At 76.7% G+C, this 4958-nt stretch carries 3 protein-coding genes; all 3 read left to right on the top strand.

Features of this window, described 5'->3' with window-relative positions; translation table 11 throughout:
- Window positions 1–370: 370 nt before the first annotated feature.
- The 3 genes from ACFV0Q_RS38330 (at window position 371) to ACFV0Q_RS38320 (ending at window position 4901) form a co-directional block, all read left to right on the top strand.
- Window positions 371–3262 carry a hypothetical protein gene (locus tag ACFV0Q_RS38330; RefSeq protein ID WP_385012298.1) on the top strand — a complete coding sequence of 964 codons (2892 nt, stop codon included), beginning with the start codon at window positions 371–373 and terminating at the stop codon, window positions 3260–3262.
- 64 nt (window positions 3263–3326) lie between these two features.
- Window positions 3327–4292 carry an isopenicillin N synthase family dioxygenase gene (locus tag ACFV0Q_RS38325; protein WP_385012296.1) on the top strand — a complete coding sequence of 322 codons (966 nt, stop codon included), beginning with the start codon at window positions 3327–3329 and terminating at the stop codon, window positions 4290–4292.
- A 75-nt stretch (window positions 4293–4367) separates the two neighbouring features.
- Complete coding sequence (locus tag ACFV0Q_RS38320) at window positions 4368–4901, top strand: GNAT family N-acetyltransferase (RefSeq protein WP_385012295.1); 534 nt, start codon at window positions 4368–4370, stop codon at window positions 4899–4901.
- Window positions 4902–4958: the final 57 nt, after the last annotated feature.

The raw sequence follows: 4958 nt of genomic DNA, 5'->3' as shown, positions 1-4958 counted from the left end.
GGCGGCCGTCCCGGCCCGCGGGCCGCCGGGGTCCCGGCCGGCCGGTCCGCCCGCCCCGCAGCCGGCGAGCGCGGTCAAAGCCACCGCCGCCGCCAGGGCGGCCACCGGGCCTCCTCGTGTTCGCCTCATCCGCGGTCCTCCTCTCTGGCGTGCTCTCGGTCCGGTGCCGGTCCGGCACCGGTCTGTTCCCGGTGGCGTCCCCGTGTGTTCCCGGGGACGCCCGGCGCCGTCCGCAGGGCGGTCGCCGCCGTCCGGACCCAGGTGTAGCCGCCATCCCTTGTTCGCCGTCGGCGCTCTGGCAGCGAACAAACAATTGCTGAACAATCCACCCCGGACCGCAGAAAAGGGGCCGAGGTGGAAGGGGCTGTGCATGGCACGCAAGGAACGTCCGCTGGAAGGCGGGGACGGGCCTCTGCTGGAGTTCGCCACCGCCCTGCGCCGTCTGCGCCACGAGGCCGGATCCCCGCCGTACCGCGACCTGTCCGCGCGCGCCCACTACTCGGTGGCGACCCTGTCCGGGGCCGCCGCCGGCCGCCGGCTGCCGAGCCTGGACGTGACCCTGTCCTACGTGCGCGCCTGCGGCGGGGACCCGGGGGAGTGGGAGCGCCGCTGGCACGCCGTAGCCGTGGAACTCGCGGTCGGGGGCCCGGCACCGGCCGGATCCGGCGACACGCCGGAGGGAGGCGCCGCCACCGGGTCCGGGCGCGAGGACGGCGCGCACGGGCTCCCGTACGTGGGGCTCGCCGCCTTCCGCGCCGAGGACGCGGGGCTGTTCTTCGGCCGCGAACGCCTCGTCGAAGACCTGTTCACCGCCCTGACCCGGCACCGCGTCGTCGCCCTCGTCGGCGCCTCCGGAGCCGGCAAATCCTCCCTCCTGCACGCCGGACTGGTGCCCCGGCTGCGCGCCGACGCCCCCGCTCCCGCCGTCAGCGTGCTCACCCCGGGGCCGCACCCCCTGGACCGGGCCCGGCAGGCCCTCGCCGGTCACGGGGAGCCCGGTTCCCCCGAACGGGTACTGATCGTGGACCAGTTCGAGGAGGTCTTCACCGTCTGCGCGGACGCCGGGGAACGCGCCGCCTTCGTGTCCCTGCTCGTCGGCGCCGCCGGGCGGCCCGGTTCCGGCTGCCGGGCGGTCCTCGGCGTCCGCGCCGACTTCTACGCGCACTGCACCCGCCACCCCGAACTCGTCGAGGTGCTCCGCGAGGCCCAGATCGTCGTCGGCCCGATGACCGCCGCCGAACTGCGCCGTGCCGTCGTCGAACCCGCCCGCCGGGCCGGTCTCACCGTCGAAGGGGGACTCCAGGCCACCCTCGTCGCGCACGCCCACGGCCAGGTCGGCGCGCTGCCCCTGCTCTCGCACGCGCTGCTGGAGACCTGGCGGCGGCGCCGGGGCGCGGCCCTCACCCTGGACGGCTTCCACGCGGCCGGGGGCTTCGAAGGGGCCCTCGCCCAGTCCGCCGAAACCCTCCACGCCTCCCTCTCGGCCCGCCAGCAGGACCTCGCCCGGCAGGTGTTCGTGCACCTCATCGCCCTCGGCGAGGGCACCGAGGACACCAAACGGCCCGTCGCGCGCGAGGAGTTCGGCCAGGACGCCGATACCGGTACGGTCCTCGCCCGCGCCGCCGCGTTACGCCTGCTGACCCTGGACCAGGACGCCGTCGAGCTCACCCACGAGGCCCTCATCCGGGCCTGGCCCCGGCTGCGCGGCTGGATCGGCGACGACCGCGAACGGCTGCGCCGCCACCGCCAGCTCGCCGAGGCCGTCCGCGCCTGGGAGGGCGTGGGACGCGACCCCGGCGCGCTGCTGCGCGGCACCCGGCTCGCGCTGGCCCGCGAGATCGTCTGCTCGCCCGCCCTCGGACTGGGCCCCGCGGAGCGGGAGTTCCTCGACGCCAGCACCGCCGCCGAGGCCGCCGCCGACCGCCGGGCCCGCCGCCGCACCCGCCGGCTGCGCGCCCTGGTCGGCGCGCTCGCCGCCGTCGCCGGGGTGGCCGCCGTCGCCACCGGCAACGCCGTGCGCGCCGAAGGGGAGGTCACCCGCCAGCGCAACGACGCCGTCGCGCAGAACCTCGCCGAGACCGCCACCGACCTCACCGCCGCCGCCTCCGCCACCGGCGCCGGATCGGGGCTCGCCGTCCAGCTGAGCCTGACCGCCCACCGGCTCTCGCCCACCGCCCGGACCCGCGACAGCCTCCTGTCCGCCCTGATGACCTCGGTGCCCGCACACGACAAGGAGGTCGTCGCCCTCGCCTACCGCCCCGACGGGCGCCAGCTGGCCACCGCGAGCGGGGACCACACCGCCCGGCTGTGGCAGACCCGGGGCACCGCCCGGCCCACCCAGGTGGCCACCCTCACCGGCCACGGCGACGACCTGCGCGCCGTGGCCTACCGGCCGGACGGCCGCCTGCTGGCCACCGCCTGCGCCGACGGCACCGTACGCCTGTGGGACGTGGCCGAGCCCGCCCGGCCGGCGGTGGCGGCCGAACTGCCCGTGCGCGGCGGGGACGTACGCGCCCTCGCCTTCAGCCCCGACGGACGCACCCTGGCCACCGCCGGAGCGGGCGGCGGCGTACGGCTCTGGGACGTGGGCGAGCCCGGTGAGCGGGAGCCCGCCGAGACCGCGCTGCAGACCGGGCACCGCGACACCGTGCGCGCGGTCGCCTTCAGCCCGGACGGGCGGGTCCTCGCCACCGCCGGGGAGGACGCCACCGTCCGCCTGACCGACGTGACCGACCGCACCCGGCCCACCGTGCTGGCCGTGGTCACGGGCCACGACACCGCCGTGTTCTCCGTCGCCTTCAGCCCCGACGGCCGGACCCTCGCCACCGCCTCCGGCGGGCGCACCCCGGTCCGCCTGTGGGACGTCACCGCACCGCGCCGCCCCACCGCCCTGGCCACCCTCACGGGGCACACCGACGTGGTCGGCTCGGTCGCCTTCAGCCCCGACGGACGCACCCTCGCCACCGCCGGCGACGACCGCACCGTCCGGCTGTGGAGCGTGCCCCGCGGGGCCCGGCCCGCCGCGCTGGCCACGCTGACCGGGCACACCACCGCCGTCGGGTCGGTCGCCTTCAGCCCCGACGGCACGGCCCTGGCCTCCGGCGGCTACGACAGCACCCTGCGGCTGGCCGACACCGACCTCGACCGGGCCGTGGCGGGGGCCTGCGCGCACACCGGCCCGCGGATCACGCGCGCGCAGTGGTCCTCGTACATGCCCTACCTGGACTACGCGCCGCCGTGCAGCGGCCTCGAACGCCCCTGAACCCCCTACCCCCGGCGGTCGGACCCCCCGACCGCCCGGCCCCACCCCGGAAGGCAGGCCCCGCATGGTGAGCTCCCAGGTCCCCGTCATCGACCTCGCGCCGTGGCGGTCCGGCGACCCCGCCGCGCGCTCCCGGATCGCGGAGCGCGTCGACGAGGCGCTCCAGTCCGCCGGATTCCTGCTGGTCACCGGGCACGGCGTCGACCCGGCCCTGCCCGCCCGGATCCGCGAGGAAGCCCGTACCTTCTTCCGGCTGCCGCCCGGGACGAAGCGGCCCTACGCCGTCAGCGTCGGCGGTCGGGGCTGGCTCGGACCCGGCGCGGAGGCCAACGCCTACGCCGAGGGGACGCAGTCGCCGCCCGACCTGAAGGAGTCCTGGTCCTGCGCGGCCGAGGACCCCACGGGCGTGCCCGCGGTGGACGCCGCGTGGTTCCGGCCCAACGCCTGGCCAGCCGAGGTGCCGGGACTGCGGCCGCCGGTCACCGAGTACCTCGCCGCGATGCGGGCCCTCTCCGACGAGCTCCTGGAACTCCTCGCCGTGGCCCTGACCCTGCCCGAGGACCACTTCACCCGGCACACCGGCCACCCCACCTGGGGCTTCAACCTCAACTGGTACCCCGGCGCCGAGACCGTAGGGCCGCCCCTGCCCGGCCAGTTCCGCATCGGCCCGCACACCGACTTCGGGACGGTGACGGTCCTGGACCGCGAGCCGGGCGCCGGCGGCCTCCAGATCCACACCGACGCCGACGGCTGGCAGGACGCCCCGTACGATCCGGCGGCCCTCACCGTGAACATCGGCGACCTGCTGGCCCGCTGGACCGGCGACCGCTGGCGGGCCGGCCGCCACCGGGTCCTGCCGCCGCCCGCGCACGCCCCGGCCGAGGAACTGGTCTCCCTCGTCTACTTCTACGAGTGCGACCCGCACACCCGCGTCGAGTCCCTGCCCGCCCCCGTCGGGAGGGTCGTCCACGAGCCGGTCGACTCCCACGCCTACCTGCGGGCCAAGCTGGACGCGATCACCGTCTCCTGAGCCCGCCGGGCGCCCCGGAGGGCCCGGCGCGGGGCCCGATTACCCCTGGTCGGCCGCGTTCGGCAGGATGAGGGCATGACCGAGATCCGCACCCCCCGCCTCATCCTGCGCCGCTGGACCGACGACGACCTCGTCCCCCTGTCGGAGATCAACGCCGACCCGGAGGTGATGCGCTGGATCGGCGACGGCTCCGTCCTCGACCTGGACGAGACCGCCGAGGCCATCGAGCGCTGGGAAGAGGAGTGGGACGACGAGGGCTTCGGTCTGTTCGCCGTCGAGCTCCTCGCCTCCGGCGAACTGATCGGCGTCGTCGGCCTGACCGTCCCCGACGGCCCGCCGGAGGTGGAGCACGCCGTGGCGATCACCTGGCGGCTGGGCCGGCCCTTCTGGGGCCAGGGCTACGCCTCCGAAGCCGCCCACGCCACCCTGGAGTTCGCCCTCCAGGACCGCGGCCTCGACCGCGTCGTCGCCGTCAACCGGTCCGGCAACGAGGAATCCGAGAACGTCCTGCGCAAGCTCGGCATGAAGCAGGACACCGACACCACCGACCCGGAGTCCGGCGCCCTCCTCACCCTCCACAGCATCGACCTCACCGAGTACGAGGCCTGACGGCGGCGCCCCGGGCGGGCGCATCGGCCGATCGGACGACCCCCGGGTCCACCGGAC

Source organism: Streptomyces sp. NPDC059564 (assembly GCF_042735575.1).
Classification (GTDB): domain Bacteria; phylum Actinomycetota; class Actinomycetes; order Streptomycetales; family Streptomycetaceae; genus Streptomyces.
Note: the sequence above shows the minus strand (reverse complement) of the source record. Positions and strands in the feature narration are given on the sequence as shown.

What these genes read in the sequence shown, in the direction of transcription:
- ACFV0Q_RS38330 (WP_385012298.1), top strand. Translation starts at nt 371, where the DNA reads ATGGCACGCAAGGAACGTCCGCTGGAAGGCGGGGACGGGCCTCTGCTG.
- ACFV0Q_RS38320 (WP_385012295.1), top strand. Translation starts at nt 4,368, where the DNA reads ATGACCGAGATCCGCACCCCCCGCCTCATCCTGCGCCGCTGGACCGAC.
- ACFV0Q_RS38325 (WP_385012296.1), top strand. Translation starts at nt 3,327, where the DNA reads ATGGTGAGCTCCCAGGTCCCCGTCATCGACCTCGCGCCGTGGCGGTCC.